The organism is Longimicrobiaceae bacterium, assembly GCA_035696245.1.
Classification (GTDB): Bacteria; Gemmatimonadota; Gemmatimonadetes; order Longimicrobiales; family Longimicrobiaceae; genus DASRQW01.
The window spans coordinates 1-26,660 of sequence record DASRQW010000316.1; the positions used below are offsets into that span (position 1 = coordinate 1).

The 26,660-nt window shown below is 69.4% G+C and carries 25 protein-coding genes; 6 read left to right on the forward strand and 19 right to left on the reverse strand.

Features of this window, described 5'->3' with window-relative positions:
• Nucleotides 1-483: 483 nt before the first annotated feature.
• Together VFE05_14780 and VFE05_14785 are read left to right on the forward strand one after the other, a co-directional pair.
• Nucleotides 484-624 (forward strand): hypothetical protein, encoded by a 141-nt coding sequence (locus VFE05_14780; protein HET6231335.1) that lies wholly within the window; start codon nt 484-486, stop codon nt 622-624.
• A gap of 253 nt (nt 625-877) precedes the next feature.
• Entirely contained in the window at nt 878-1,009 is a 132-nt protein-coding gene (locus tag VFE05_14785; GenBank protein HET6231336.1) for a hypothetical protein, read from the forward strand.
• A 497-nt stretch (nt 1,010-1,506) separates the two neighbouring features.
• Here the strand turns inward: VFE05_14785 and VFE05_14790 are convergent, their stop codons facing one another.
• From VFE05_14790 to VFE05_14805, 4 genes are all read right to left on the reverse strand, one after another.
• Complete coding sequence (locus tag VFE05_14790) at nt 1,507-1,686, reverse strand: hypothetical protein (GenBank protein ID HET6231337.1); 180 nt, start codon at nt 1,684-1,686, stop codon at nt 1,507-1,509.
• A gap of 57 nt (nt 1,687-1,743) precedes the next feature.
• On the reverse strand, nt 1,744-2,460 hold the full coding sequence (locus VFE05_14795) for a hypothetical protein (protein ID HET6231338.1): 717 nt from the start codon (nt 2,458-2,460) through the stop codon (nt 1,744-1,746).
• Between the two features lie 138 nt (nt 2,461-2,598).
• On the reverse strand, nt 2,599-3,303 hold the full coding sequence (locus VFE05_14800; GenBank protein ID HET6231339.1) for a hypothetical protein: 705 nt from the start codon (nt 3,301-3,303) through the stop codon (nt 2,599-2,601).
• A 40-nt stretch (nt 3,304-3,343) separates the two neighbouring features.
• Entirely contained in the window at nt 3,344-4,930 is a 1,587-nt protein-coding gene (locus VFE05_14805) for an ATP-binding protein (protein ID HET6231340.1), read from the reverse strand.
• A 528-nt stretch (nt 4,931-5,458) separates the two neighbouring features.
• On the opposite strand from VFE05_14805, the gene VFE05_14810 reads away from it, so the two are divergent.
• The 3 genes from VFE05_14810 (at nt 5,459) to VFE05_14820 (ending at nt 9,448) form a co-directional block, all read left to right on the forward strand.
• On the forward strand, nt 5,459-6,145 hold the full coding sequence (locus tag VFE05_14810) for a metal-dependent transcriptional regulator (protein HET6231341.1): 687 nt from the start codon (nt 5,459-5,461) through the stop codon (nt 6,143-6,145).
• Between the two features lie 161 nt (nt 6,146-6,306).
• The gene (locus VFE05_14815) at nt 6,307-6,618 is read left to right on the forward strand and encodes a hypothetical protein (protein ID HET6231342.1); all 312 of its coding nucleotides are present in this window, start codon (nt 6,307-6,309) and stop codon (nt 6,616-6,618) included.
• A 460-nt stretch (nt 6,619-7,078) separates the two neighbouring features.
• Nucleotides 7,079-9,448 carry a hypothetical protein gene (locus VFE05_14820; protein ID HET6231343.1) on the forward strand — a complete coding sequence of 790 codons (2,370 nt, stop codon included), beginning with the start codon at nt 7,079-7,081 and terminating at the stop codon, nt 9,446-9,448.
• Between the two features lie 225 nt (nt 9,449-9,673).
• Here VFE05_14820 and VFE05_14825 read toward each other — a convergent pair whose 3' ends face one another.
• Nucleotides 9,674-10,114 (reverse strand): GatB/YqeY domain-containing protein, encoded by a 441-nt coding sequence (locus tag VFE05_14825; protein ID HET6231344.1) that lies wholly within the window; start codon nt 10,112-10,114, stop codon nt 9,674-9,676.
• Nucleotides 10,115-10,735: 621 nt separating this feature from the next.
• Here VFE05_14825 and VFE05_14830 point away from each other — a divergent pair.
• Nucleotides 10,736-11,956 (forward strand): IS4 family transposase, encoded by a 1,221-nt coding sequence (locus tag VFE05_14830; GenBank protein HET6231345.1) that lies wholly within the window; start codon nt 10,736-10,738, stop codon nt 11,954-11,956.
• 136 nt (nt 11,957-12,092) lie between these two features.
• Here the strand turns inward: VFE05_14830 and VFE05_14835 are convergent, their stop codons facing one another.
• The 14 genes from VFE05_14835 to VFE05_14900 form a co-directional block, all read right to left on the reverse strand.
• A complete protein-coding gene (locus VFE05_14835) occupies nt 12,093-13,097 on the reverse strand; it encodes a BON domain-containing protein (protein ID HET6231346.1) in 1,005 nt (334 codons plus the stop codon).
• Nucleotides 13,098-13,189: 92 nt separating this feature from the next.
• A complete protein-coding gene (locus tag VFE05_14840; GenBank protein ID HET6231347.1) occupies nt 13,190-14,251 on the reverse strand; it encodes a hypothetical protein in 1,062 nt (353 codons plus the stop codon).
• A 366-nt stretch (nt 14,252-14,617) separates the two neighbouring features.
• A complete protein-coding gene (locus VFE05_14845; protein HET6231348.1) occupies nt 14,618-15,790 on the reverse strand; it encodes an aminotransferase class I/II-fold pyridoxal phosphate-dependent enzyme in 1,173 nt (390 codons plus the stop codon).
• Nucleotides 15,791-15,837: 47 nt separating this feature from the next.
• On the reverse strand, nt 15,838-16,353 hold the full coding sequence (lspA, locus tag VFE05_14850; protein HET6231349.1) for a signal peptidase II: 516 nt from the start codon (nt 16,351-16,353) through the stop codon (nt 15,838-15,840).
• Complete coding sequence (locus VFE05_14855) at nt 16,350-16,976, reverse strand: fumarylacetoacetate hydrolase family protein (protein HET6231350.1); 627 nt, start codon at nt 16,974-16,976, stop codon at nt 16,350-16,352. The genes lspA and VFE05_14855 overlap by 4 nt, the downstream gene beginning before the upstream one ends.
• 233 nt (nt 16,977-17,209) lie before the next feature.
• Nucleotides 17,210-17,563, reverse strand: coding sequence for an endonuclease domain-containing protein (locus VFE05_14860; protein ID HET6231351.1), 354 nt, complete (start codon nt 17,561-17,563; stop codon nt 17,210-17,212).
• Nucleotides 17,564-17,775: 212 nt separating this feature from the next.
• Nucleotides 17,776-20,316, reverse strand: a complete 2,541-nt coding sequence (locus VFE05_14865) for a helicase C-terminal domain-containing protein (protein HET6231352.1) — start codon at nt 20,314-20,316, stop codon at nt 17,776-17,778.
• Between the two features lie 83 nt (nt 20,317-20,399).
• Complete coding sequence (locus tag VFE05_14870; GenBank protein HET6231353.1) at nt 20,400-20,636, reverse strand: hypothetical protein; 237 nt, start codon at nt 20,634-20,636, stop codon at nt 20,400-20,402.
• 235 nt (nt 20,637-20,871) lie between these two features.
• Nucleotides 20,872-21,465, reverse strand: a complete 594-nt coding sequence (locus VFE05_14875) for a hypothetical protein (GenBank protein ID HET6231354.1) — start codon at nt 21,463-21,465, stop codon at nt 20,872-20,874.
• A gap of 45 nt (nt 21,466-21,510) precedes the next feature.
• Entirely contained in the window at nt 21,511-23,475 is a 1,965-nt protein-coding gene (locus VFE05_14880) for a tetratricopeptide repeat protein (protein HET6231355.1), read from the reverse strand.
• Nucleotides 23,476-23,583: 108 nt separating this feature from the next.
• The gene (locus VFE05_14885) at nt 23,584-23,715 is read right to left on the reverse strand and encodes a hypothetical protein (protein HET6231356.1); all 132 of its coding nucleotides are present in this window, start codon (nt 23,713-23,715) and stop codon (nt 23,584-23,586) included.
• A 316-nt stretch (nt 23,716-24,031) separates the two neighbouring features.
• Nucleotides 24,032-24,883, reverse strand: coding sequence for a 16S rRNA (cytidine(1402)-2'-O)-methyltransferase (gene rsmI, locus VFE05_14890; protein HET6231357.1), 852 nt, complete (start codon nt 24,881-24,883; stop codon nt 24,032-24,034).
• Entirely contained in the window at nt 24,873-25,850 is a 978-nt protein-coding gene (locus VFE05_14895; GenBank protein HET6231358.1) for a hypothetical protein, read from the reverse strand. The genes rsmI and VFE05_14895 overlap by 11 nt, the downstream gene beginning before the upstream one ends.
• A gap of 383 nt (nt 25,851-26,233) precedes the next feature.
• The coding region (locus VFE05_14900; GenBank protein HET6231359.1) for a hypothetical protein at nt 26,234-26,660 on the reverse strand (427 nt) is incomplete at its 5' end.

Sequence of the window (26,660 nt, forward strand, 5' to 3'; positions counted from 1 at the left end):
GGCGGCGGCGGCGCGAGCGGCAGCTGGTAATCGGCGGCTCCGCGTACGGCAACGCGGTCGGTAGGACTCTCCCACTCATCCTTCCCCACACACGAGCGAGATTCACATGATCGATTGGATCATCGGCCTGTTCAAGGCTCCCGAGCCGGCCCCGGCGGACAGCGGCTTCGGCGGGTTCGGCGGCGGCGGCGGCTTCGGTGGCGGCGGCGCGAGCGGCAGCTGGTAGCACGATACCGGGCCGCGCGGTGCCCCCGCGCGGCCTCTCCCCTGAACACCTCCTCACAGCGAGACGGCACGTGATCGACTGGATCATCGGTCTGTTCAAGGCTCCCGCACCCGCACCCACGACCGAGAGCGGCTTCGGCGGCTTCGGCGGCGGCAGCTCGGGCGGCGCGGGCGCCGGCGGCAGCTGGTAGCACACGGCTGAGCCGCGCGGCCGGTCCGCACGGCTTCTCCCTCCACCCTCCTCATCAACGGCGACACATGATCGGCTGGATCATCGGCCTGTTCAACGCTCCCGAACCTCACGTCCCGGCGCAGGCCCAGGCCGAGCCCGCGCCCGCGGACACGATCTTCGGCGGCGGCGGCGGCTTCGGCGGGGGTGGAGCGGGTAGAAGCTGGTAGGCTCGCCCGGCAACGAACGGCCGCCTCCCCGGCGGCCCCTCACTCACCTCAACGGCAGGAACTCTCGTGATCGACTGGATCATCGGCCTGTTCAAGGCTCCCGAGCCCGCGCCCACCACCACCAGCGGCTTCGGCGGGTTCGGCGGCGGCAGCGGCGGCGGAGCGGGTGCCAGCGGCAGCTGGTAGCACCACTCCCCGGCCGCGCCCGGACGGCGCGGCCTTCCGATCCCACCCTCACGCAACGGAGGCACACGTGATCGACTGGATCATCAGCTGGTTCAAGGGCTCCGACAGCGGCACCACCTCGACGACGACGGCCACGCAGCCCACCGTGCAGGGCGGCGGCGGCAGCTTCGGCGGCGGTGGCGCGAGCGGCAGCTGGTAGCTCGCTGTGCGTGCCGGCCCGCGCGGATGCGCGGTCCGGTGTAGCCCCCCCACATGATCGGAGCGCGACATGCTCGACTACATCATCGGCCTGCTCTATCCGCCCCCTCCCCCGCCTCCCAGCCCCTTCGGCGGCGGCGGCGGCTTCTCCGGCGGTGGCGGCGGCGGCAGCTGGTAGCTCCGCGCGCGCCGGTCCGCGCGGATGCGCGGACCGGCCATCGGTCCCCACATGATCGGAGCGCGACATGATCGACTACATCATCGGGTTGCTCTACCCGCCCCCTCCACCGCCTCCCAGCTCCTTCGGCGGCGGCGGCGGCACCTCCGGCGGTGGCGGCGGCAGCAGCTGGTAGGCGGCCGGCGATGCGCGTCAGAAGTCTGACGTGTGACGTCTGCCGCGCATCGAACGAAGAGCCTCCGGTTTCGCACCGGAGGCTCTTCGCGTTTTGTGCATCATCCACCGCAGCCCGAAGGCCGCCGGCTCATCGTCCTCGAACGTCAGCTGCGGTACATCGCGTTCGCGAGCAGCCCGAAGGCCAGCGCCGCCGCGATCAGCATGAGCCCGCCCAACGGGTTGCCGTTGAGGGAGAAGACCAGGCTGAAAAACACTCCCACGACTCCCACCACGATACACCCGACTACCGCCACGAGCGGGAACATCGACGTGGATTGCTGCATCTGCGGTCTGCCTCGGCGGAGAGGTGGATGGGGAGCTCCCGGATCGTTCAGGAGATGCTACAAGCGATTCCGCAGCGGGTCGGCCAGCGCGGCGGTGGACGGGCCGTTGGCGGCGGCGTCACGAAGGAACGGGATCACCTCCGCGCGATGGGTGGCGACCGCGGGCAAATCCATCTGCGAGAGGACCGACACGGTGTTGTAGATGCCGTTCGCGTCGCGCGGGTGGCGGCGGGCGGCGGCGATCAGGTCCGCCACCATCTGCGCGTCGGCGCGCCAGCCGCGCAGGATCTCGTCGCCGGCGGGGCGGCGCACGGCGGGGCTGGCGTCGAAGAGCGCCTCGGCCAGGTCCGCGCGCCGGTCCGACAGCTCGGCCGCGGCGAAGCGCTGCACGGCCACGCTGGTGTCGGACACGGAAAGCTCCTTCACCAGCGACGGCCCGTCGTCCGGCAAGGCAATGAGGACGGCGCGGATCGCGAGCCGCTTCTTGGCGGGGTCGGCGCTCAGCAGCGGCTCCATGAAGGTGCCCACCAGCGCCGCCTGGTGCACCTTGGCGTCGGCGGCCTGCACGGCCCTGCTCGCATCGGCCGCCTTCGCCGCGCTCTCCGTCTGCGCCTTGGCCGACGCCTCGGCGTACCAGTGGCCCGCCAGCGCGATCGTCGCGGGGATCAGCAGCGACGCGAGGATGTTGAAGATGTCCCACACGTCCTTCCGCGGCACCGCGATCCGCTTCTCGATGCTCGACAGCCGTTCCTCGACCGTGGACTCCGGGGCCATGCAGACCTCCTACGGCGTGCGAGGATCGCGAAGCAAGCTTGTTCAAACCCTTGTGTGGGCCTAACAACCACATCCGTGAGCACCAACGGGAACGAAAAGCTCGTTGCTCGTCTTTGCGAAAACGGCAAAGAACAGCGGCTAGTCGTGCTTGGCATCACCACCATGGACCCATCCTTCGTGGGCTCCGTGGTGACCGAGCGTACGCACGCGCAACCGAACGATCTCAGAATCCCCGGCCGGTTGGGACCTGCGTTCAAGCACAACCGCCCGTGTGCCGTTCTTTACGCGAGCTTTGATGTATTCGTCTCCCCAATTCCCGTATTCGCTCGAAATGATGACGTCATCTCCGTAACTGGCAACGAGCTCTACCGTATCACCCTGACCAGGCCCAGCGGCAGGAGGTGCGAAGTAAAGGGGACTGAAATCTACGGTCAGCTCTAGACTATCCCCGCTCCCGGCCTCCTCCCACTTGCCGTGCGGCGCGAGGGTGGCACGCGCGGCACTAAATATCCCATTCGTCGGATCGCCAGGCCTGTAAGCGAATACCGAGACCGCGTCGGCATTGCGCTCGGTGGCCAGAGCATGAGCAGCACGCCCCAACGTTGCAGTAAGCTCCTCGCGCGTTCTTCCCAGGGGAACGATCACCCGCGAGGAAAAACGTCGAACCGACGCGTAGCTCACGTCTTCCGGACTTCCCACCATCTCATATGAAACCCGATCCGCCGGATATTCCTGTTCATCCATCGTCGTTCGTGCTTTTTGATCTGTGGAACCACAGGCATTCACGAATCCGAGCACCATCACGAAGGCAACGAGCAGGTTATCTCTGCGAAAGGTAAGCATCGTATCGACGGATGAGTTAGGGATGTAGATGCAGTTGGTATCACGCCGCGGCGGGCAGCACGAGGCGGAAGGTGCTGCCCTCGCCCGGCTCGGACTCCACGTCGAGCGAGCCGCCCAGCAGCTCGGCGAGGCGGCGCGCGATGGGCAGGCCCAGGCCGGTGCCCTCGCCGGAGCTGTCGCCCAGCTGCACGAAGTCCTCGAAGATGCGCGACAGGTCCTCGGCGGCGATGCCGGGGCCGTTGTCGGCGACCTCCACCACCACGCCGCGCGCCACCGGGCGGCAGCGCACCTCCACCGGGTGCCCCTCTCCGAACTTGACCGCGTTGGACAGCAGGTTGAGCAGGATCTGGCGGATGCGCCGCGCATCTCCCGTGATCTGGATGGGGCGCGTGGGGATGCGCAGCGTGACGTCGCAGCCGTGGTCGCGGGCCAGGGGCGAGAGGCCCAGGTAGACGCTCTCCACCAGGTCGGCCATGTCCACCTCCTCCATCCGCCGCTCCATCTTGCCGGCCTGGAGCTTGGAAAGGTCCAGCAGGTCGTTGATGAGCTCAAGCAGGTGCTTGGCCGAGCGCTGCGAGCGCTCCAGCGCCTCGGCCTGCGGGCCGGCCAGCGGGCCGTAGACCTCGCCCAGCAGCAGCTCGTTGTACAGCATCACGGCGCTGATGGGCGTGCGCAGCTCGTGGCTGACCATGGCGTAGAACCGGTCGCGCGCGGCGATGGCCGCCTCGCGCTCGCGCTCGGCCTGCATGCGCTCGGTGACGTCGATCACCACGCCGATCACGGCGGGCTCGCCGGCGATCTCGGCGCGCGAGCCGTGCACCTCCACGTGCACCGTGCTGCCGTCGGACCTGCGCCCGCGGAAGGTGTGGCGGAACCACGGCGCGTCGTGCGCCAGCTCGCGCCGCAGCGCCAGGGAGACGGCCGGCCGGTCCTCGGCGGCCACCAGGTCCAGCACGCGCGACGTGGTGGTCAGCTCCTCGCGCGGGTAGCCGAAGATCTCGGCGAAGCCCGGGTTCACGTAGATGAAGCGCTCGTCCGACACCACGTAGATGCCGGCCAGCGACTGCTCCACCGTGCCGCGGAACATGGCCTCGGCGGCCAGGATGGTCTCGCGCGAGCGGCGGGCGTCGCTCTCGGCGCGGCGGCGCTCCAGCTCGGCGATGGCGATCTCGGCCAGGTCTCCCAGCACGGACACCTCCTCGCCCGTCCAGGCGCGCGGCTCGGGCTGCAGGACGCACAGCGTGCCCAGCGCGTGCCCGTCGGGCGTGACCAGCGGCACGCCCAGGTACGCCTGGATGCCCATCTCGGTGACCGCCGGGCTCTCGCGCAGCCGCGGGTCCAGGCGCGCGTCGTTCACCGCCAGCGTCTCGCCCTGCACGACCGCGTGCTGGCAGAACGAGTACGTGAGCGGGAGGCTGCGGGGGATGGGGGCGCTGCCGGCCGGGGCCACGACGCTCTTGAAGAACTGCCGGTCGCCCTCCACGAGCGACAGGCCGGCCATGGGGGTGCCCAGCAGGCGCGCCGCCAGCCGGGTGAGCCGGTCGAACGGCTCTTCGGGTGGCGTGTCCAGCAGGTCCGTCGCCCGCAGCACGGCCAGGCGGGTGGGATCGCGGAGGATCTCGGACATCGCGCGCGGGGGCTGGGGCGGCGCGGGCGCACCGGCGCGCGTGTGGCGGCCGGCGCGCGGACGGGCCGCGCCGGGGAGATCGGCGGCCGCGTCCCTGCGGGAAGAAGTGGACGCCGCAAGTTGCGCCGCGCCCCCGCCGCCACGCAAGGGAATCGCGCGCCCAATGCGCCGCGGTGCTCCATCCGCTTGACAACGCCCCCGCCGCGGCTAGTGTTCCGGGCGCCCCCCGAACCCGGCCGGCAGCCGCTCCGCCCCGCTCTCCCGCCGTCGAATCGGCGCCGGACCGCCGTCTGATCGCAAACGAACGCTCGGCGGATGTGTGGATGTGCGACGTGGACACGCGGTGTGGGACGAGATTCGACATCCCGCGCATCCGCCGATGGGCCGCGAGTCCGCGCTGCCGCGCATCGGCGGAAACGCTGGGGACCACGTCGGAAGTGCCGTGTTCGCATCGCCCGACAGAGCAGGTGCATCCGTATCCTCCGGCGGACGTTCATCCACCGATCCACCCACTGCACGGCGCCGCGCATGTACACACCGGTGGTCGAGGACTACCTGAAGGCCATCTGGATGCTACAGCAGGCGGAGTCGCCCGTCTCCACGTCGCGCATCGCCGAGCGGCTGGGGCTGAGCGCGGCGGCCGTGACGGCCATGGTCAAGCGCCTGGCCGAGCAGAACCTGCTGCGGCACGAGCCCTACTACGGCGTCCGGCTCATGGCGGCCGGCGAGCTGGCGGCTTTGCGCATCATCCGCCGGCACCGAGTGCTGGAGCTGTTCCTCAGCGAGACGCTGGGCTACGAGTGGGACCGCGTGCACGACGAGGCCGAGCGCCTGGAGCACGCCGCCAGCGACGAGCTGATCGAGCGCCTGGCGCGCCTGCTGGGCGAGCCCGAGCGCGACCCGCACGGCAACGCCATCCCCTCCGCCAGCGGCGAGGTGGACCGTTCGCGCTACCCCGCGCTGGGCGAGATCCAGCCCGGCGACCCGCGCCGCATATTGGAGGTGGAGGTCGAGGAGCCCGAGCAGCTGCGCTACCTGGGCTCGCTCAACCTGCGCCCCGGCTCGCACGTGCAGGTGGTGAGCAAGTCGCCCTTCGAGGGGCCCATCGAGCTGTCGGTGAACGGCGAGCCCACGGTCATCTCGCACTCGCTCGCGCAGCGCATCCGCGTGCGGCCGGACGAGCAGGCGGACGAGGGCGTGGAGCCGCCGGCCTGAGCGGCGCGCGCGGGCCGATGCCAGGCGGCGGGGAGGTGCATGCGGCAGGAAGCCCGCATCCGGCAGACGGGGTGCGGGGCTTCCTTGCGCCGGGGCGCCCTGGCCGCAGATTTGCTCACCAGCGCGGCGATTCGGGATACACCCTCCAATCGGACACGTACATGAACTTCCTCAAGCTGCTTGTTGGGACCGCCGCGGTGGGAACGATCGTGATGGCCTTCCGTGACGGCGAGAACGGCCGCTGGCTGAGCCCCGCCATCCCCGAGCTTCCCGCGCTGGGCCTGGGCGGCGGCGACGCGGACGACGAGACCGAGCCGGTGCTGGGCTACGACGGTATGGACCGCGACACCCTGATCGACTGGCTGAACGAGGCGGACCTGGACGTGCCCACCCTGCGCCGCATCCGCGCCTACGAGATGGCGCACCAGGCCAGGCAGTCCGTTCTCGACACCGTCATCGACCTGCTGAGCTGAGACGGTCCGCGGTCCGGCGGTAATGGAAACAGCGGTGCGCTTCCCAACGACTGAGGAGTTAACACGCACCGCCGATGGCAAGAGAAGGCCGCTCACCGTTACAACGAGTGGCCGCCTTAACGATCTCGGCTGAATCGCCGTCTGCCGTGGATATGAAGCACAGCGATAGGGCCGCAGCAGCCCACCCACGTGGACTTGCGGACCCCGGCCCGGCGCACGTACAACGCGGCTTGACAAAACCCGTTACCCAGGTTATCTCTTCGGCGTTGATACCCCCCCTTCAACGAGAGTCGATCATGTAAGCTAGTGTAGCGCTGCTTGAATGGCCCAGACTGGCCGGCTGCCCGTAGGGCGGCTATCTTCGTGCGGGCTCCAACATCAGGCGTTGGAGTCCGCACCGCCTTTTGAGCAGGTTTCCCGCTTGTGGGGGTTGGCGAGCACTTGCTATTTAACGCCATCCTTGAGCAGCTATCACTCTAGGCAACTGGGTTTCTTCATGGCTCGTCTTACTGGTTTTGTGGCTTACCCTTCTAAGCCGCTAGAAATCGGGCGCACCATCTTGTCCGCCCTTCGTGAAATTTCGCAAGACAAGACCGCACCGGCTCTTGTCCAGTGGGAAGAGAATGACATTGCTGGTCGCTTCTTAAACACCCCGATCCTCGCTAATATCGATGAGCGCGATATTCTTGTAGCGGATATCACTTCGCTAAACTTCAATGTAGTCTTCGAGATCGGATACGCGATTGGACGGCGTAAGCGCACCTTCCTAATCCAAAATAACTCGATCGTAGGATCTTCGGAGTTGATCCGGCAGATCGGCATTTTCGATACTCTAGGCTATAAGGAATACGGGACGTCGGCAGAACTCGCAGCTATCTTCAGGGGCATCGTTGCCGACGAAGGGTTGCCTATCCCTGACACTATCGCTACGGGATCACCTGTCTACCTTGTTATGCCTCGGAAGAAAAGCGACGTCGAGGTGAGAATTGCCTCCCGCTTGAAGAAGGCTCGTGTTTCGTTCCGCACATTTGATCCGGACGAGTTGGGGCGACTGCCGGCCGGGGAGGCCATAGATGGTGTGGCTCGGTCACACGGCGTGGTGGTCCCTCTACTTGCGCGGCACCGCACCGACTCTGAGATCCACAATTTTCGGGCGGCTTTCGTCTCCGGTCTAGCAATCGCAATGGAAAAGGAATTAGTGTTGCTGCAGGATGGGCAGGACCCTGTCCCGCTCGATTATCGCGATCTTGTTAAGAGTTACCGGTCATTGGAGCAGATCGATGATTACATTGCTGAATTTGCAATTGAGATTGGAGCGCGATTTCAACGAACCACAGACCCAATTGTAGCCGAACCCAAGACATTTCTGGAGCGCCTTAATCTCGGGGCTTCCGCAGCAGAAAACGAGTTGCAGGAACTCGGGAATTACTACCTACAAACTGCCGAATACCAGCGTGCCGTCCGCGGAGAAGTCCGCGTCGTCACCGGCCGCAAGGGCGCGGGAAAGACGGCCCTCTTCTCCCAACTTCGGGATCGCTTGCGAAAAGAGCGGTCTCTGATCGTTCTTGATCTGCGTCCAGAAGGATTCCAACTGCTAAAGCTGAAAGAGCGCGTACTCGATTTCTTAGAGGAAGGCACGAAGGAGCACACGATCACAGCATTCTGGGAATATTTGCTTTTTCTCGAGATTGCACACCGCCTGCTTGAGAAAGACCGCCAGGTTCACATGAGAAACGCGGACCTGTTTGAGCCGTATCAGCGGCTTCGCGCCGCGCACCTTAGTGACGCCTACTTGGCGGAAGGCGATTTTTCTGAGCGACTCATAACGCTCACAGAGCGCATTGCTGACGATTTCAGTGGCACGATCCTCCGAGGAGAAGAACCCAAGCGCCTCTCCCGTGGCGAGATCACTGAGCTTCTCTACCGGCACGATATCGCCGCGCTGCGGGATGCGGTGGTCTCCTACCTTGAACACAAAGACGGTGTTTGGATCCTCTTCGACAACCTTGACAAAGGTTGGCCCGCGCACGGGATCTCACCGGCTGACGTGCTCACCCTGCGCAGCCTTGTGGATGCTATGGCTAAGATCGAGCGAGATCTATCTCGACGTAAGATCGTCTGCCACGGCGTTGTATTTATTCGGAACGACGTTTTTGAATTGCTTGTGTCCGGCTCGGCAGATCGTGGTAAACTCGCAAGCATAAATCTCGACTGGACTGATCCAGATCTTCTGCGGGAGATCCTTCGCAAGCGATTTATATACAGCGAGGGCGTCACAGGCGATCCTGTTTTTGAAGAGATCTGGAGAGAAATCTCGGTGACTCACGTTAATGGTGAGGAGTCATCCCAATATCTCATCGACAGGAGCCTCCTTCGGCCCCGTGCCCTTATTGAGTTAGTGCAGTTCTGTCGTAGCCATGCCGTAAATCTGGGACACGGAAAGATTGAAGTGGGGGATATTCATCAAGGAGAGCATCACTACTCTAACCAGATGCTTAGCAATATCGGCTATGAACTAGCTGACGTCGCCCCTACAGCAACGGACATACTGTGGGAATTTTTCGGAGGCGCTGAACAGATGTCTGGTGAGCAAGTTCAGCGAATTATCGCTGACAGAGTCGGGGAAAACGATTGGGAATCCGTATTCCAGATGCTTCTCTGGTACGGTTTCCTAGGCGTCGTGCGTGACAACTCCGAGCCCGCATATATCTACTCTGTCGAGTACGAGACCAAACGCCTAAATGCCATTATCCGGCAAAATGGGATGTCACTTACTCTTTTCCGAATCAACCCTGCTTTTTGGAGGGCTCTGGAGATCGTAGAAAGGTAGCCGGTCTCATATCCAGGGGATCGGTAGCCACATCACTCGCCACCACATACCCGAGGCGCAGGAGGGCGCTTCGGGTCGGGCCGCGCTGTCTCGCCGTTGCGGCTGAACCACGGCCCATGTCGGCGCGTAACCCCACCTGCCGGGTGCTGTCGGAAAGACCCGTGTTGCGAATCTCTCGATGCCAGAATGGATACGTGATTCTGCCTCGTTCCGGCGGATGCCCTTTCACCCCAACGCTTCCTTCACGATGCGGTTCAGCTCGCGACCTTCGAACTTGCCCTTGGCCTTGGGCATCACCTGCTTCATCACCGAGCCGACGTCCTTGGCGCCGTTCGCCACCGCCTCGCGCACGATGGCGCGCACCTCGTCTTCGGTCAGTTGCGGCGGGAGGTAGGCCTGGAGGAGCACGGCCTCCTGCTCCTCCTTGTCGGCCAGCTCGGCGCGGCCGGCGTTGCGGAACTGCTCGGCAGCCTCGCGGCGGCGCTTGATGGCGGTGGTCGCCAGGCCCTGCACGTCCTCGTCGCCCGTGTCGCGCCCCAGCTCGATCTCGCGGTTGCGGATCTCGGAGAGGAAGGTGGTCAGCACCGTGGTGCGCAGCTTGTCGCGCTCGCGGCGCGCCTCGTTCAGGTGCGCGCGGATCTGTTCCTTCAGCGGCTGGTCCGCCATGTCGTGCCTTCGCGTCGGGTTGGTTGCAGGCATACCGCGGCGTTCTGGCGCCGCGCCGCCAATCTACCGCCCCCGCCGCGCCCGCTCAACCGCCACAACCTCTTTCGCGGATCGTCTCGGACGATTGCCACCTGCAGGGGCCCCGACCTGCGTGTCGGCGCGCCTGGCAGCATGCACGCCCGCCGCTGAAACGCGCATCCGATCGGTCGGAGACGCCAGCCCTTCGGCGGATCACGGTGGTGCGCCTCATCTACGACCCATCGTGTTTGGCCAGCGCCTGGGCGTCCTCACCGCCACGCGCGTGTCCGAACGTCTGGGCGCGTCGCGAAAGACCGGCGGACGCGCGGGTCCGCACCCACGGTTTCAGCCGCCGAGGCGTGGGGGGAGATCCGCAGACGGCTGGCTGGGTCAGGGCCAAGCCTGTGCCTACGCGTTCGGAAAAGGATCGGATGCGATGAATCGCACAGTTGTTGAAATCTCGTCTTAACGGCGCGATTCCTACAGTTTCGGTCTATGGAGTGCGGGCGGTATCGATCCCGGCGCGTTGCTGAAAGGCAGATGCCGACCCCTGCGGTGTGTAGCTGATCCGTTCGAACCGATCGTCATATGGCAGCAAGTCGAGTGAGCTTGAGGGAGTTGGAGCGTGTTCTTCCCCGGCGCGACCTGAGCCGGCTGGCGGTGAAGTACAAGGTAGACGCCACCAATCAGGTCCGCCTTCCCGGCGTTGCCGTCTTCACGTGCCTGCTGGACACGATCCTGAACCACGGGGTCGTCACGCAGCGCCTGCTGGCGGAGGTCTACGAGCAGCGCACCGGCACGCGTGCCGATCACAGCAGCTTCAGCTATCGCCTGAGCCGCATCCCAGCCTCGTACTTCGAGGCGCTCTACGCGGCCGTCCACGAGCGCCTGGCTCCCCAGGCCAGCGCCGCCGAGCAGAGGGCGCTGCGCATCCGGCGGGCCGACGCCACGGTGGTCACCCTCTCCTCCAAGCTGCTGGACTTCGGGATCCTCTGCGGGCACCGTGCGAAGCGGGGAGCCAAGCGGCAGGTCAAGACCGTGATGAGCCTGGAGGAGGACGGGCTGCCGCGGCTGCTGCGCATCTGCGAGAAGCCCTCCGAGACCAGCGACTCGGTGGCCCTGGGCGATACGATGATCCAGCACGCCCGGCCCGGCGACCTGTGGGTCTTCGACAAGGGCTGCCACTCCCGCCTGCGGCTGCTGAGACTTCACGAGGCCGGAGCGTTCTGGCTGACTCCGCACGCGACGCAGACGCTGCGCGAGGCCGAGGTCGTCTGGCAGGCTCCCGAAGCCGCCGCGCCCACCGCGGAGCCGGGGCGCGACGAGCCCACGTTCATCGTGCAGCGGGTGGAGCGCGCCTGGTTCGGCAACTCCCAGGACAGCCGGGCCGAGGTGGCGCGGTGGCGCAGCATGCCCGTGGTGGCCCTGCACGGGCTGCGCTGGGACACGCGCAGCCGCACCTGGAAGCCCATGGTGCTGATGACGAACCTGCCCCTGCGCGACGATCACCAGGGCGCCGGCCCCTTCACCTGGGCGGAGCTGGCCGAGATCTACCGCCAGCGCTGGGAGATCGAGGTGCTGTTCAAGTTCCTCAAGCAGCACCTCGGCTACGCGCACCTGACCAGCCGCAGCGAGAACGGCATCCGTGTGATGATCTACATGAGCCTCATCGCCGCACTGCTGCTCATCTGGTACCAGCGGCATACGTCGATCAACCGCGGGTGGCGCTCGGTGCGCGCCTGGTTCGCCCACGACGTGCAGGCATGGGCCGAGCGCGCGCTCAGAGATGCCTTCGCACAAGCCCGGTCTAGCCCTAGCGGATGAGCTTTCAACAACTGTGATGAATCGCACCCCTACAAGTGGAAGGGATGCAAGGAGTTGCGGGGGATGAGGAGAAGCGAAGCGCGCCGGGAATGCATCTCCCGGCGCGCTTCGTGTTGCCCGACGTACTGGGCGCTGCCTACTCCGAGGCGACGTCGCTGCCAGAGGTGTGGCCGTGGGGCTTCACCGGGACGTCGGAGGCCTCCAGGGCCAGCTCCACGCCGGGCTTGGGCGCGTCGCCCACGCGCGAGTCGCTGTTCAGCTCCTGCGGCTGCTCGGTCAGGTTCACCGGAGCGTGCTTGCCGTACGGGCTCTGGTTGTCCAGCTCGTCCTCGCGGTAGTGCGGGGTCTGGCCGGGCCGGGGCCGCGCTTCGGGGCGGGCGCCCACGCGCGGACGAGACGTGTAGCCCTCGTCCTCGAACTGGCTGCGGTCTGCGTTCTCCAATGCCACCTCCGAGTTGTGACGCGAATCGTCGGAGCGGTCCGGCTCGGTCTGCGCGCCCTGGCGGCGGCGGCCCATGCCGGAGTTGCGCCCCGTCCACTCGGCCGAGAGCCCCGTCGCATCGTCGTCCTCGTCGTCGTCCACCGCCACGTGGCCCGCGGCTGCGACCACGCCGGCGCGGCGGCGCGACTGCTCCTCGACCTCCATGCGGTTGACCACGGTGGCCACGCCGCTCACCCGGCGGGCGGCGGCCACGGCGCGGTCGCTCTCGTCCTCCGTCCACACCGAGCCCGAAAGCTCCACGATGCCGTCGCTGATGGCGCCCACGTCGATGCCGCGCATGGACAGCACCTCGTCTTCGAGGAAGGCGGCGATCACGCGGTCTTCCAGCTGCGACAGCTCGCCCGTCCCGGCGCCGGCACCCGCGGCGCGGCGCAGGCGGCCGGGGCGCAGCGTGGCGGCCACCCCGCGGGCCCGCTCGCGCAGCCCGCCCGCGCGCTCGCGCAGGTCCGAGGCACGGTCGCGCAGGCCCCCTGCCCGCTCGCGCACGCTGTTGCCCCACTCCTGCACCCGCGCCTTCGCCGGCTGGACGCGCCCGGACAGCAGCAGCCCCAGCGCGAAGCCGCCCGCGGCACCCAGCGCGAAGATCAGCGCGTCCTGCGCGAAGTCGTCGGCGTCGTCCCGCTCACGAAACTCCCACATTGATCCCCCTTCGACGGGTTTGGAATGGTCGATTCCCGCGTGCATCGCGCGGGCTGCGGGGGTGCAAGTCGCGTTCCAGCGAGGGGGGCCGCTCAGCCGCCTCCGCCGTCCCTCTTCCGCGCGTTGCGGATGCTGTCGGCGCGCGCGCGGATGATGCGCGTGCGCTCGCGGAAGTTGCGGTCGTGCTCGGTGCGCTCCACCTGCCGGTCGATCTCGCCGCGCTGGCGGGCGGTCTCGCGCTCGGCGTTCTCGCGGTCGCGGTCGCGGGGGATGGGCGGCACGATCTGGGTGGGCAGCCGGTGGCCGTTCACCACCGGCACGCCCCCCTCGGCGATGCCCCACTCGCGGCCGTTCTTATCCTTGTACAGCCAGTTGCGCGAACGTCGGCGCCGGTCGGCCTCGGCCGCCGAGCTGTCGTTGATCTCGTCGATGCGCGCCTGGAGGTGCTCGCGATATCTCTCGATGTCCGTCTTCGGCCGCTCCGGCGGCAGCGTGCGCGGCACGTACAGCCGGGGATCGCGATAGCCGGGGTTCAGCCGGTCGCCGAGGCCGCCGCCCGTTCCGCCCCCGTTGCGCGCGGCGGCTCCCGGCGCGCCCACACCCGTCCCCGGCGCCCCCGCCTGCCCGCCCGGCTGCGCACCCGGAGCGCCCACCCCCGGCGCGCCGCCCACCGCGGGCGCGCCTCCGCCCCTCGCGGGCACGGAGGACGGCGCGCGAGGACGCGTGGGGACGTCGGGGAAGAACAGCGGCTCGCGCGTCCGCACCACCGGCGCCGCGCCCGTCGAATCCGCCGCCACTTCGACCGGCACCGGCTGCTGCGCCGCAGGGCCCGTCGCCGCCCCGCCGGACGGTGCGCCGGTCGGGAAGTCGCTCAGGTCAAGGTAGCTCACGCTCTCCCCCCCGCCCGAAGGCTGCCCGCCGGCCTGTCCCCCCGCCACCGGCTTGCCCGGACGCACGACGGCCGCGCCCCATGCTGTCGCAAGGAGCAGCACGTGGAGCGCGGCGGACGCCAGCAGCGACGGACGGGAGATGCGGCCCGTGGGCTCGCCCCGGTCCATCCGCCGCAGCGGCGTGCGGACGGGCAGCGCGGGAGGCGGCGCCTGGGCCTGCGGCTCCGCGCTGGGCGGGGGAGGAGCCAGCGTGGGGGGTGTCATGGCTTCTACTACTCCCCCCTTCGTGGGGCTGTTCCCGGCGGACAGGGCGGAAGATGCGCGCCAGCGCTGCACTTCCGCCGCTTTCGGCGCGTCGGGGCGAGACGCCGCGCCGCGCGTTCATCGTTCCCTAATCAACGTCCGTCCGCACGGTAGATGACGGCGTGCGACATGGGCCATCCCGCGTGCCCCCGCCCCACATCCGCCGAGTCGATCCGGACGCGCTGGATCGACGGCCCGGCATCTCCCGAACCTTGACTGCCCTGCATCTACCGAACGTGACCGACGGAACCCGGCCACCCATCTCCCGATCACCCGTCGTTCATCTCCGTCACCGCGCTGAGTCGTCGGACGGGAGATGCAGCGCGGTCAGACGGGGACGGCGCAGCAGGAGGCGATGCGGGAGGCGGCTTCGCGGATCCGCTCCTCGGACGTGGTGAGGGCGATGCGGAAGAAGCCCTCGCCGCCGTCGCCCAGCGACTTGCCGGGGAGCACGGCGACGCCCTGCTCCAGCAGCAGCTTGCGCGCGAACGGCTCGGAGAGCGGGCCGTCCGGCAGCGGCACCCATAGGTACATGGTGCCGCTGGGCGTGGGCACGTCGAAGCCCGCCGCGCGCAGGCACTCCACGCCCGCGTCGCGCCGCCGCCGGAAGGTCTCCAGGTTACCCGGCAGCCACTCGCCGTGCGAGCGCAGCGCGGCCACGGCGGCGTGCTGGAGGAAGAACGGCAACCCCGTGTCGGCGAACGTCTTCACCCGCGTGAGCGTCCCGATGAGCTGCGGGTTGCCGGCGGCCCAGCCCAGGCGCCAGCCGGTCATGTTGTACGTCTTGCTGAACGAGTGGAACTCGATGGCCACTTCGCGCGCGCCGGGGATCTCCAGGATGGAGGGCGGCACGTAGCCGTCGAACGCGACCTCGCTGTAGGCGTTGTCGTAGGCGAGGATGATGTCGTTCGTGCGGCAGAACTCGACCACCTGCTCCAGGTAGTCGCGCGGCGCGACGGCAGCCGTGGGGTTGTTCGGGTAGTTCAGGTAGAGGATGCGGGCCCGCTTCACCACGTCGGCCGGCACATCCTCCACGCGGATCAGGAAATCGTTCTCCGGCCGCAGCGGCACGAGGTACGGCGTGCCGCCGGCGAGCTGCGTGCCGCCCAGGTACGCCTGGTAGCCGGGATCGGGCATGATGGTGACGTCGCCCGGCTCCAGGAAGGCGAACGGCAGGTGGAAGATGCCCTCCTTGGACCCGATGAGCGGCGCGACCTCCTTGAGCGGATCGACGGAGACGCCGAAGCGGCCCTGCATCCAGCGCGAGATCTCCTCCCGAAGCTCCACCAGGCCGAGCTGGAACGCGTAGCGCGAGTTCTTCGGATCGGCGACCGCGGCCTGCACGGCGGCGATGGCGGCGGGCGGAGGCGATAGGTCCGCATCGCCCGTCCCCAGGTCGATCACGTCCACGCCGCGGGCCGCCAGGTCGCGCTTGATGGCGGGCACGTCGGCCAGCGGATAGGGAGGAAGTCCGTCGAAGCGGCTGGACAGCTTGGGCATCTGGCTCGGTCTCGTATGTAGTCGTGTGGTCCGCGCGGGCGGACGCGTCAGGGCGTGGCCGGGCCGCCCGCGTCGGCGGGCGAGGGCGCGGCGGCGCGGCTGCCTTCGTCCAGCAGCAGGCGCGACGCCAGCAGGATCGCTCCCGCCGTGATCGCCACGTCGGCCACGTTGAAGACGAAGGGGAAGTAGTTGAGCAGGATGAAGTCGGTCACGGCGCCGTTGAGCAGCCGGTCGCCCAGGTTTCCCACCGCGCCCGCGATCACCAGCCCAGCGGCCGAGGCGACGTGCGGGTCCTCGGTAGATGCGAGCATCCGCGCGCAGACGTAGATGCCGCCCAGGCTGGTGAGCGCCAGCAGCGGCAGGCGCAGGCCCGCGGGCATGTCGGCCAGGATGGAGAAGGCCACGCCGGGGTTGCGCCGGTGCGCCAGCCAGATCCACCCGTCCACCACGGGCCGGATGCTGCCCTCGAAGAACCGGTTCTGCACCCAGAACTTCGTCAGCCAGTCTGCCGCGACGATGAGCGCGATGCCGAGCGAGAGCCGGCGGGTCCGGGAAAGGTTCATGCCGCCACCACCGGGTTGCTGAGGGTGCCCACGCCGGGAATCTCCACCTCCACCACGTCCCCCGCCGCGAGCGGGCCCACCCCGGCCGGCGTGCCGGTGGCGACCACGTCGCCCGGCTCCAGCGTCATGAACGAGGTGACGTACGCCAGGATCGCGGGGATGCCGAACGCCATCTCGCGCACGTGCCCCCGCTGCCGCTCCTGACCGTTGACGCGGCACACGACCTCCAGCGCGTCCACGTCCACGTCGCGCAGCGGCACCATCTTCCCCACGGGGCAGAAGGTGTCGAAGCCCTTGGCGCGCGCCCACTGGCCGTCCGCCTTCTGCAGGTCGCGCGCGGTCACGTCGTTCAGCGGCGCCACGCCCGCCACGTACGACCAGGCGTCCTCGGGCGACACCGACCGCGCCTTCCGCCCGATCACGACGGCGATCTCGCCCTCGTGCTCCACGCGCTGCGACTGCGCCGTGAGCATGATCGCGTCCCCATCGCCCACGAGCGACGAGGGCGGCTTGAGGAAGATGAGCGGCCGCTGGGGCACCTCGTTGCCCAGCTCGCGCGCGTGCTCCACGTAGTTGCGCCCGACGCAGACGATCTTGGACGGGCGTGGAAGGCTGCTGCTCATGGTGCGTCGTGCTTCGGTTGGTGTGTTGAGGCGGGGAGGGGCCCTCACCTGGCTCGTTCCTCGCCTGTCCTCTCCCGCAAGCGGGAGAAGAAACGTTGGGTTCGGCGCGTGGCCTGGCGGCGGTGCAGCTCCAGCGCTCGGCGTCGGTCAGCGCGTCGCGGCGCGGCTGGGGGCCATCAGCTGGCTCGTTCCGCGCCTGTCCTCTTCCGCGAGCGGGAGAGGGAACGTTGGCTTCAGCGCGTGGCTTGGCGGCGGTGCAGCTCGGCCTCTATGCGGCGGAGGACGCGGGGCGTGTCGCCCAGGACTTCCTCGTTGCGGAAGCGGAGGACGTGGATGCCGGCCGCATTCAGCACTGCGGTTCGTTCCGCGTCGCGCTCCGCCTGCGCATCGTGCACATCGCCATCCACTTCCACGCAGAGCTTGCCCGCCGCGCAGTAGAAATCGAGCACGAACCGGCCGAGCGGATGCTGGCGCCGGAATTTGCCGACCTTCCATCCGCGAAGGCCATACCACAGCCGTTCCTCCGCCGGCGTCATGGCCTTCCGAAGCTCCCGCGCCCGCGCATCTACCTCCGCGCTCGCCCGCATCCGCTTCCGCTCCACCTACCCCCACCTCCCCGCGAAAGGTTCAGCACCCGAAGAAACGCCCGGCGCGCAGCGCCGCCCGCAATCACCCCGTGCCCCAACCACCGCCCCCTGAACCCGCCACCGCCCAGCACCCCAGCGATCCCGTTTCTTCTCCCGCTTGCGGGAGAGGACAGGCGAGGCACGAGCCAGGTGAGGGCCCCCCTCTCCGCCCGCTACCCCACCTTCAGCGCCCCGCTCCGCTCGCCGTAGAACCGCAGCATCTCCTCCTTCACCTGCCTCCACGGCCCCTTCACCAGCGGCGCCTCGGGCAGAGAGTCCACGAAGTAGCGGCCGTAGCTCTTCTTCGCGATGCGCCCGTCCAGGATCATCACGACGCCGTGGTCCGCCCGCGAGCGGATGAGCCGCCCGAAGCCCTGCTTCAGCCGGATCGCCGCGTTGGGCAGCATGTAGGAGACGAACGAGTTGCCGCCCGCCGCCTCGATGGCCTCGATGCGCGCGGCCGTCACCGGCTCCGTCGGCACCTTGAACGGCAGCTTGGGGATCACTAGGCCGCGGAGCGCATGCCCCGGCACGTCCACGCCCTCCCAGAACGACGTGGTCCCCAGCAGGATCCCGCGCCCCGACGCCGCGAACCGGTCCGCGAGCTGCCCGCGCGGTCCCTCGCCGTGCACGAAGAGCGGCCATTCCAGGTCCATCTTCCGCCGCCGCAGCTCGGTCGCCACGTGCCGCAGGGCGCGATACGAGGTGAAGAGGGCGAACAGCCCGCCGTCGGAGATGCGCGCGTGCTCGATGAGCGCCCGCACCGTCGCCTCGTCGTGGCGCGGGTCGGAGTCGCCCGCGGGCATCGGCAGGTCGGTGGGGACGACGATGAGGGACTGGCGATGGTAGTCGAAGGGCGAGGGATAGACCGCCTCCTCCACCGGCTTGTCGTCCTCCAGCGGCACGTGCAGGCCCAGGCGCTGCCGCACGAAGCGGAAGTTGCCCTGCGTGGCCAGCGTGGCGGAGGTGAGGACGACGGTGGGCACCTTGTCGAACACCGACTCGCGCAGCACGGCGGAGAGGTCGAGCGGCGCCGCGTTCAGCGTCAGGTTGCCTTCCCTGCCCTCGCGCGCCGCCTGGCGCTCCATCCACCGCACCATCTGCACTTTGTCGTCGCCCGGCCGCAGAGCCGTGCGGATCGCGTCCGACGCGGCCTGGACGCGGTTGGCGCCCCCGCGCAGCTCCATCAGCTGCTGCTCCAGCCCCTCGCGCAGCTGCTGGTCGGTGGAGATGCGCTCCCGCAGCAGCTCCAGGCTTTCGAGCAGGGAGCCGAGCACGTCGAGGAGAGAGGTCAGCGCGTCGTCCAGCCCCAGCGGCCACACGGGATGGCGCTGGAACTCCTCCTCCAGGCGGATCATCTGCTCGCCGCCGCCAAAGACGTCTTCCAGGAACGAGAAGACGCTGCCGGCGCGCTCGCGGGCGCCGTCCAGCCCCGGCACGATGCGCGTGTCGATCAGGTCCAGCGCCGACTGGCCCATCAGGTCAGAGCGGACGGACGCGAGCGCCCCACGGAACGAGGGGATCAGCCCCTTGCCGCGGTGCTCCAGCCGGCGCAGCGCGCGGAAGAACCCGCGGCGCGACACGGTGGAGCCCAGGTGGCTGGTGGCCGCTTCTTCGAGGTTGTGCGCCTCGTCGAGGATCAGGCGGGAGTAGTGCGGGAGCACCGCCGGCGCCGTGTAGTTGCCCTGCGCGCGGCGGACGGCCAGGTCGGAGAAGAGCAGGTGGTGGTTGGCGACCAGCACGTCGGCCTGGGAGGCGTCGCGGCGGGCGCGCTGGTAGTGGCAGTCCTCGAAGTGCGGGCACTTGGCGCGCAGGCACACGTCGGATTCGGACTGCACCTCGTCCCACACCTCGCCGCTGGGGCGGAAGGAGAGGTCCGAGAGCGAGCCGTCGCCGGTCACGCGCATCCAGTCCACGATGCCGGCCAGCTCGGCCTGCTTGTCCGCGTCGAACAGCGTGGCGGCGTTCTCGCTCGCCAGCAGCGCGCGGCGGATGGAGACGTAGTTGCTGCGGCCCTTCACCAGCGCGAAGCGGAAGGGCTCGCCCAGCGCCCGCCGGAGCATGGGCAGGTCCTTGTCGACCAGCTGCTCCTGGAGATTGATGGTGTTGGTGGATACGACGGTGCGCTCCTTGTTCAGCAGCGCCCAACGGATGGCGGGCAGCAGGTACGCGACCGACTTGCCGGTGCCCGTGCCCGCCTCCGCGATGCCTACGCCGCCGTGGTTGTACAGCGACCCGATCATCCGCGACAGCGCGCGCTGCTGCGGCCGGTCCTCGTAGCGCGGGTGCCGCATCGCCAGCGCGCCGCCAGGGCCGAGGTCGGCATCGAGCGCGTCGAGGTCGATGGGCTCGTTCTCGCGGTCGCCGGGCGGCTCGACCACGACGTACATCTCGCTCGCGTCGTTGTCGATGATCGCGAAGCCCAGCCCCTGCTCCCACAGCCGCGCCGCCACCCCGAAGTCCGCCTCGCTGGGCGTGAGGTGGCCCGACGGGTGGTTGTGGATGAGCAGCCCCCCGCCCTCCGGCGGCTGCACCAGCGCGAGCACCGCGTTCGCGTTCCCGCGCGCCACCACGCGCGGCGAGTGCACCTCGCCGTGCTCGCCCACCTTCGCGACGAAGCACACCTCGTTGCCGCGGGCGCGCGCGATCTCGCGGCGCAGCGTCTCGGCGGCGGCGGGGGCCAGGTGCAGCTCGGCGGCTTGGGTGGCGGGCATGCGAGGGAAGATAACGGAACGCGAGCGGGACCGCCCCTGTGTCTACAGGCCGGTCCCGCGATAGGGATTACGGGCGGTGCGCGTCAACCGATGGCCGTGGCCGGGTCCGCCTCGGCCAGCGCCTCGCGCAGCAGCTCCTCGTCGCCGCGCGCGACGGAGTCGATGAACAGGAAGCCCACGCGCACGGGCTCGGCCGGGTCTTCCGGGCACTGGAAGCGGGCGGCGTAGATGCCGCGCTCGGTGGGCGCCGGATGGCCGTACTGCACCTCCACCAGCCACCCGCGGCCCCGCTCGTCCTGGAAGATCGCCTTGTCCTTCATCGCCCCGCGCGCGCGTGATGCCTTCGACTTTCCTTCGGCCGCGCATCAATACCTCGCATCCGCCGTCCACGTTCCGCGCATCGCATCGGCCCGCGCGACAGGTCTCCATTCCCGAAACAAAGACGTCCACGAGAGATGCGCATCTCCCGTGGACGAAACACGTTGCCGGCTATCGATCGGTCCCGTTCCGCGCTGGGTCAGCGGATGTGGCAGAGGCCGACCATGCCTCGGCCGATTACCTGCTCGCCGGACGTCGGGTGCAGACGAGCGCGTCACCGAGCGTCCAGGTGGCGCCGGCGTCGCGAGTGACCTCGTACGAGAGGCGGAAGGAATCGGGAGATGCGACGCGGTAGGCGAAGCGTTCGCGCCGGTCGGGCGCTGCGGGGCGCGTCTCGCCGAGCAGGACGACGGAGGTGTCGCTCCAGGCATCGGCCGTGAAGCGCCGGGTGCCGCCGCCGACGTCGAAGATCGTGGCGGCCAGCCGGCCGGAGGGGACGTGGACGCCCCACATCGACACTGCGGCGTAGCGGTGCGGCGGCCGGTCCTGGTGCCGCTGCTGGAGCCAGACGCCGCCCATCTCCCGCGAGAACGTCACGTCGGAGGCGATGGGCGTCCCGTTCGCGAACGCACCCTCGCAGTTCCACGAGCCGGAGAGGAACCCGAACAGCCGGTCGCGCATCCGCGCCGTCGCTGCCGTGTCCGCGGGCGCAGCAGCGGTCGCGGCGGGCGCGGGCGCGGCTGGCGTGGACGCCTGCGCGGAGAGGCGTGGGGCCGCGAGGGCGAGCAGGAGCGTAACGAGCGGAACGGCGAGGCGGCGGCTGGGCTGCATCGGTAGATCGAAATGAGGTTGGATACGCGGTGGCTCGTCCCGCGGCTACGCGGCGACGCGAACGGAGGCGAGCTGCGCCTCGACCTCGGCACGATCGGACGCGGAGGGGTCGAGGCGCAGGTAGGCTTCCAGCTCGCGCGCCGCCTCCGCGTGGCGGCCGAGCGCGGTGAGCGCCATCGCGCGGTTGCGGCGCAGGCCCGCCACCTCCGGCGCAAGGCCGACGGCGCGGTCCAGGTCCGCCAGCGCCTCGTCCGTCCGCCCCAGCTCGAAGCGGATGGCGGCGCGGTTCGCGTAGGCCAGCGGGTGCGCCGGGTCCAGCGCGAGCGCCGCGTCGTAGTCCGCCAGCGCCTCCTCCCTGCGCCCCATCTGCCCCAGCACCTGTGCGCGCCGCATGACCGCCAGCTTGCGCGCCGGGTCCAGGTCGATGGCGCGGGAGTACGCATCGACCGCTTCGTCCAGCTGCCTCATGGCGCTCAGGCACTGGCCCATGTTCAGCCACACCTCCGGGTAGGGCGACGAGCGGTCCACGGCGGCGCGGTAGTCCGCCAGCGCCTCGGCGTAGCGGTTGCGGCGCAGGTAGAGGTTGCCGCGCTCGTTGTAGTACTCGGAGTAGCCGGGGTCCATCTCCATCGCCGCACTCAGGCTGGCGATGGCGTCGTCGTACGCGCCGGTGGCGGCGTAGACCTGCGCGGCGTTGTACAGCAGCACGGACCGGTGCAGCCGGTGCTTCTCCGGCGGAAGCGCCTCGTTCAGCCGCTCGAAGCCGGAGCGCGAGATGTCGATGGCCGCCGCGGCGTCGCCCTGGCGGTGGCGGACGAGCGCGAGCCCGTTCAGCAGGAAGACGCGCGTGAAGTGCCGGTCCGCGGGCGTCAGGTCCGCCTCGTCGAGCGCCGCGAGCCCGCGGTTCAGGTAGTCTTCCGCGAGGGCGAGGTCGCGCTTCGGGAGATGCCGCGCGTGCAGCATGGCCAGCGCGTACAGCGTCCGCGCGCGGCTCCGCGGGTCGGTCGTGAGCTCCAGCTCGTTCGCGAGCAGCGCGTGCGCACGCTCGGCCAGGCCCACGGCGATGTACGTGTTGTAGACGTTGTGCGCCACGTTCCAGCGCGGCACCGGGTGCCACGCCGGGGCGAAGTCCGCCAGGCTCGCCTCCAGCCGCTCGGCGAACGGCAGCGCATCTTCGTAGTAGCCCAGGTGGTTGAGCGTGGGCACCGCGCCGGACGTCCACCACGTCGCTCGCCTCACGTCGCCCGCCTCGGTCCACAGGCGCACGATCTGGTGCACGTGCACCTGCGCATCGATCTCGCCGGCCCGCACCCGCTCCTCCAGCTCCAGCGCCTCGCGGGCGGCGCTCCGCGCATCCGGCCGCTCTGCCGGCTCCCGGTCGATGTCGAGTGCGGCGGGGACGACCGGCGTGCCCGGCGCGAACGAAGCCGCGACGGCATCGGCGTTCTCCGGCTCCGCGGCGGCGAGGAGGGTGAGGCCCAGCGTCTCGCCGCGGCGGCGCACCAGCTCGCGGAAGAAGCGGCCCACCAGCGCGCCCCGCCGGTCGAAGTCGTCGCACGCCAGCACCCACGGCCTGCGGCCGGAGCGCGCGCTCCACTCGTCCAGCAGGTCGATGATGCCGTGGCCCAGGCGGTACGCGCGGTCGCCGGCGTAGTTGCGCGTGGCCTCCTCGAGCGGCGCGCTCTCGGTGAGCGGCACGTGGCGGCGCGTGACGCGGCGCGCCAGCGCGGGCAGCACGGCGACCAGCTCCGCGTCGTGGCGGGCGAGCAGGTCCGGCGCGTCGCGCTCGATCTCGCGGAGGACGGCTTCGAGCCAGGTGTTGAGCCCCGCCCACAGCCCCGCCCTGCCCGTGTCGCAGCTCACCAGCCACGCAGCCGCGCCGGTCGCCCGCGCCGCATCTACCCAAGCGGCCATGCGCTCGCTTCGCGCGGGGCTGTGTGGAGCGGAGAGGACGATCACCTGGCCACGCAGGGCGGGAGAGTACGGGGGGATGTTCGCGCCGGGCTGCATGCGGGAGTGCTCCGAAAAGCGGGGTTCGCGCCGCGGGCATGAGCGGCGGTGATGATACGGGACAAAAGTGGATGCAGGGCCGCCCTTTCGGACGGCCCTGCGGACCGGTTACGCGAGGATGGGCTGCGGGAACTGGTCGACGGGCGGCCACTCGGGCGGCGGGAAGCCCTCGCAACCTTCGACGTAGAACGCGGCCACCGTCTGCTCGGTGTCCTTGCCGTAGAATTCGAAGCTGATCATTTCTTCACCTCCTTTCCAGACAGTTAAAGATGGATCGAAGAACTCTTGATCCGAACCTATACGAGTCGCCGGTAAGTGTCAAGGCCGTTTGAGAGCGCCATCGGAAAGATGTACCGTGGCAACGGACGACGCCCCTCCCTCCCGGAAAATCGCAAGCATGATCCGCGTTGTGAGATGGTTTCTGCGCTTCTCTGATGGATCCAGCGGAATCCGTTGGCCGGAGGATACGGACAGGCTGGCGGAAACGGAAACGAGCCGCACGTTTCGCCCGTGCGGCTCGCTCATCATCTCACCCGATCCATTCGCGACTTCGCGGCTACTCTCCAGTCATCTCCTGCACGAGCTGGTACGCCGCGTTCCGGGGGATGCCCAGCCGGCGGCGCAGCTCCTTGGCCGCCGCGCTGGCCGAGAGGCCCTGCGCGATCAGCGCCTGCGCCATGGACCGCGCGGCCAGCTCGTCCGTCTCGCCCTCCGCCGCCTCGTCGGCCGGGCGGCCTTCGACGACGACGACGATCTCGCCCAGCACGTCGCCGCGCTCGAAGTGCTCGGCGGCGGCGGCGGCGGTGCCGCGGAAGAACTCCTCGTGCATCTTCGTCAGCTCGCGGGCGACGGCGACGCGGCGGTCCGCGCCGGCGGCCTCGGCCACGTCGCGCAGCAGGCGGGCCACGCGCTTGGGCGACTCGTACAGCACGGCGGCGTGCGGCAGCGCCGCGACCTCCTCCAGCAGCTCCGCGCGCTCCGCACCCTTGCGCGGCGGGAAGCCGTAGAAGGTGAAGCGGTCCGCAGCGATGCCGGAGGCGACGAGCGCCGCGAGCAGAGCGGACGCGCCGGGGATGGGGACCACGTCGAACCCCGCATCCACCACCTCGCGGACGATGCGGGCGCCGGGGTCGGAGAGCAGCGGCGTGCCGGCGTCGGTGACCATGGCGACGCGCTTGCCCTCGCGCAGCATCTGCACGACCAGGCCCGCGCGAGCCGCCTCGTTGTGCTCGTGCGCGCTGACCATCCGCACCGTGGCGCCGATGTGCCGGAGCAGCGTGGACGTGCGGCGCGTATCCTCCGCCAGCACGACGTCCGCGCTGCTCAGCACCTCGACCGCGCGGTGAGACAGGTCGCCCAGGTTGCCGATGGGCGTGCTGACCACGTACAGCGCCACGTCAGAGGGCAAGGGCCCACGGGAGCTTGGAGAAGAAGCCGTGCTCGGCCAGCACGAAGCGGCTGTCGCGGGCGCACTTCTCGACCACGGCGGCAGGGTCGATGCCGTAATGGTCCGACGCGGAGATGAGCGCCTCGGTGAGCCACGCCGCCACGCCGTCCGTCAGCACGGCGGGCGATGCGACGGGGTCGCCGGCAACGCGCCCCTCGTCCGTCAGGTCGAACGCGGCGGCGACGGGGTGGCGCAGGGCGGCCACGGCCTGGCCCTTCCGCATGATCTCGATGGCGCTCTCGCGCCCCAGCGGGCCGGAGATCTCGCGCATCACCCCGCCCACCACGCGGCGGTACAGGTCCACGAAGCCGGGCCCGGCCTGCACCGGAAGCTCCTCGAGCGCTTCGTACGGCGTGGCGGTGAGGCCGCCCGTGGTGAAGAGCGAGCGCATGAACTCCGGCACCGGCGTGGCCGCGGTGCGGTCGGTGAACCAGCCGTTGCGGAACGCGCCGTCCTCGAACGCCAGGTAGTGGTGCGCGCCCGCGCCGTCGCACAACTCCAGCACCCCGGTGAAGCGCCGCTCGCGCAGGCGGGGGAAGAAGAGGTCGGGCCGCGACGGGTCCAGCGGCTCCTCCCACTGCGCCGCGGTCTGGAGCAGCGTGGCGAGCATGGCCCGCAGCTGCTCCTCGGGCGCGCCGAAGTAGCCGATCATGCCGTTCTCGCCCCGCTCGCTCTCGGTGCTCACCAGCCGCAGCACCTCCGAGAGCGCCGCGGGGCCGCGGCCGCTGCCGGTGAGGCGGGCCGAGTGGAAGGGCTCGCCGTCGCGCAGGAAGATGAGGTAGCAGCGCTCGCCCAGCTGGATCGCCACGAAGCCCGAGACGCGTGCGGTGCGCTCGCGCTTGCCGTCGCTGAGGATGCCCGGGAGGTTGATGTAGCTGAGCCGGGTGCGCGGCAGGTGCGCCAGCTCGTGCGGGAAGCGGTAGATCATCGGTCGCGTGAGGGGGAGCCCGGAGACGAAGGACAGCCCGGCGAAGCGTACACGATCCGTGCCGCACGCAAGTCGTTGCGCCGCAACCGCCGTCCGTTTCCATGAATGGCCAGCGCGCGGCAAACGGCAACGAGCGCGGCACAATGCAGGAGATGCGGGGGCTGTGCGGCCCCGCACCACCAGCCGCGCATCTCCCGGCGGTCGACGGATTCAGGGCCGGCCGAGCCGCGGGAGAAAGATGTGCGCCGACCGAACCCAACCATGAGCGGCGCGTCGGTGGATGGGACGACCGACGCAACAGCCCGAGCGGGTGAGCCCGCGGGCTACGAATGCGCGAAGCCGCTGCGCGCCTGCATCCGCGGGGTCACACCGTGGCCGGGCACCTACCGAGACGCGGCGGTCGATGCGGAGCGGCGGCGGTCGGCGGGGAGGAGGCCCAGCGAGCCCACCGCATCGCCCGGGGCGAGCGCCTGCGGGGCGACGCAGCGCTCCAGGGAGCGGGTGCAGTTGGGGGCAGTCCAGTCGTTGCGCCGCCAGCAGAAGCGGTCGCGGTCCAAGCGCACGAACGACCACGAGATGGGCGTGGTGCCGCCCGGCAGCGTCTGGCCGGCGATCTGGCCCTGGATCTCGTCCTTGCCGTGGGCCAGCACGCGGTACGTGTAGACCCGCGCCGTGTCCTTGGGCGAGGGCTGGCGCTTGTACTCCAGGCGGATGCTCTCCCGGTCCGGTGCGGCCGACAGAGCGAACGACGAGTCTCCGCACGGGTCCTTGCGGTGGGCCCAGTTCCAACGCCCCTCCACCCAGCGGAAG

Excerpts from the sequence above, each read along its gene's own strand:
- VFE05_14875 (HET6231354.1), bottom strand. The coding sequence starts at position 21,465 with ATGCAGCCCAGCCGCCGCCTCGCCGTTCCGCTCGTTACGCTCCTGCTC.
- VFE05_14825 (HET6231344.1), bottom strand. The coding sequence starts at position 10,114 with ATGGCGGACCAGCCGCTGAAGGAACAGATCCGCGCGCACCTGAACGAG.
- VFE05_14835 (HET6231346.1), bottom strand. The coding sequence starts at position 13,097 with ATGTGGGAGTTTCGTGAGCGGGACGACGCCGACGACTTCGCGCAGGAC.
- VFE05_14845 (HET6231348.1), bottom strand. The coding sequence starts at position 15,790 with ATGCCCAAGCTGTCCAGCCGCTTCGACGGACTTCCTCCCTATCCGCTG.
- VFE05_14885 (HET6231356.1), bottom strand. The coding sequence starts at position 23,715 with ATGATCAGCTTCGAATTCTACGGCAAGGACACCGAGCAGACGGTGGCC.
- VFE05_14880 (HET6231355.1), bottom strand. The coding sequence starts at position 23,475 with ATGCAGCCCGGCGCGAACATCCCCCCGTACTCTCCCGCCCTGCGTGGC.
- VFE05_14790 (HET6231337.1), bottom strand. The coding sequence starts at position 1,686 with ATGCAGCAATCCACGTCGATGTTCCCGCTCGTGGCGGTAGTCGGGTGT.
- lspA (HET6231349.1), bottom strand. The coding sequence starts at position 16,353 with ATGAACCTTTCCCGGACCCGCCGGCTCTCGCTCGGCATCGCGCTCATC.
- VFE05_14855 (HET6231350.1), bottom strand. The coding sequence starts at position 16,976 with ATGAGCAGCAGCCTTCCACGCCCGTCCAAGATCGTCTGCGTCGGGCGC.
- VFE05_14805 (HET6231340.1), bottom strand. The coding sequence starts at position 4,930 with ATGTCCGAGATCCTCCGCGATCCCACCCGCCTGGCCGTGCTGCGGGCG.
- VFE05_14815 (HET6231342.1), top strand. The coding sequence starts at position 6,307 with ATGAACTTCCTCAAGCTGCTTGTTGGGACCGCCGCGGTGGGAACGATC.
- VFE05_14860 (HET6231351.1), bottom strand. The coding sequence starts at position 17,563 with ATGCGGGCGAGCGCGGAGGTAGATGCGCGGGCGCGGGAGCTTCGGAAG.
- VFE05_14865 (HET6231352.1), bottom strand. The coding sequence starts at position 20,316 with ATGCCCGCCACCCAAGCCGCCGAGCTGCACCTGGCCCCCGCCGCCGCC.
- VFE05_14895 (HET6231358.1), bottom strand. The coding sequence starts at position 25,850 with ATGATCTACCGCTTCCCGCACGAGCTGGCGCACCTGCCGCGCACCCGG.
- VFE05_14780 (HET6231335.1), top strand. The coding sequence starts at position 484 with ATGATCGGCTGGATCATCGGCCTGTTCAACGCTCCCGAACCTCACGTC.
- VFE05_14840 (HET6231347.1), bottom strand. The coding sequence starts at position 14,251 with ATGACACCCCCCACGCTGGCTCCTCCCCCGCCCAGCGCGGAGCCGCAG.
- VFE05_14870 (HET6231353.1), bottom strand. The coding sequence starts at position 20,636 with ATGAAGGACAAGGCGATCTTCCAGGACGAGCGGGGCCGCGGGTGGCTG.
- VFE05_14810 (HET6231341.1), top strand. The coding sequence starts at position 5,459 with ATGTACACACCGGTGGTCGAGGACTACCTGAAGGCCATCTGGATGCTA.
- VFE05_14800 (HET6231339.1), bottom strand. The coding sequence starts at position 3,303 with ATGCTTACCTTTCGCAGAGATAACCTGCTCGTTGCCTTCGTGATGGTG.
- VFE05_14795 (HET6231338.1), bottom strand. The coding sequence starts at position 2,460 with ATGGCCCCGGAGTCCACGGTCGAGGAACGGCTGTCGAGCATCGAGAAG.